The 656-nt window shown below is 47.0% G+C and carries 1 protein-coding gene and 1 pseudogene; both read right to left on the bottom strand.

Annotated features, from left to right (window positions below; all coding sequences use genetic code 11):
- A partial coding sequence (locus A3712_RS28945) for a hypothetical protein (RefSeq protein ID WP_443083605.1) occupies positions 1–101 on the bottom strand: 101 nt, incomplete at its 3' end.
- A 42-nt stretch (positions 102–143) separates the two neighbouring features.
- Positions 144–656, bottom strand: a pseudogene (locus A3712_RS19665) (signal recognition particle-docking protein FtsY); the annotation flags it as partial.

Consider the following 656-nt stretch of genomic DNA (forward strand, 5'->3'; position numbering starts at 1 on the left):
ATCTCTTCTTTCAGCAGACCATAAAGCGCTTCGCCGTCTTTTAAGTCATTACGAGATGCTTTTTCTGTCAGGTTTTCAATGATCTTAACCGTGGTGTTCATACCCACATCCGCGATCAGTAGCTGCTCTTCTAGCTCTTCAANCAGATCATCAATGCCTTCACCAACACCAATGTAACGAATTGGAATCTGGAACTGGTCAGCAATTGAGAAAATCACACCACCTTTCGCAGTGCCGTCTAACTTAGTTAGCGTAATACCGGTTACTGGTGCAACTTCACTGAACAGTTTCGCTTGGCTGATAGCATTCTGACCTGTACCAGCATCAAGTGTTAGCATGATTTCGTGCGGTGCAGAGTCATCAATCTTCTTCATTACACGAACAATCTTGCGTAGCTCTTCCATCAGGTTGCTCTTGTTCTGCAGACGACCCGCTGTATCGGCAATCACAACATCCACACCACGAGCTTTCGCAGCTTCAATCGCATCGTAGATAACAGATGCACTGTCTGCACCCGTGTGTTGAGCGATAACTGGCACATCTTCACGCTGCCCCAACACCAGAAGTTGCTCAACAGCTGCCTCGCGGAAGATATCACCCGCCGCTAGCATCACTTTCTTGCCTTCATTTTGGAATTGTTTCGCTAGCTTACCGAT

The sequence above is a fragment of the Vibrio sp. HI00D65 genome, from assembly GCF_001635455.1.
GTDB lineage: Bacteria > Pseudomonadota > Gammaproteobacteria > Enterobacterales > Vibrionaceae > Vibrio.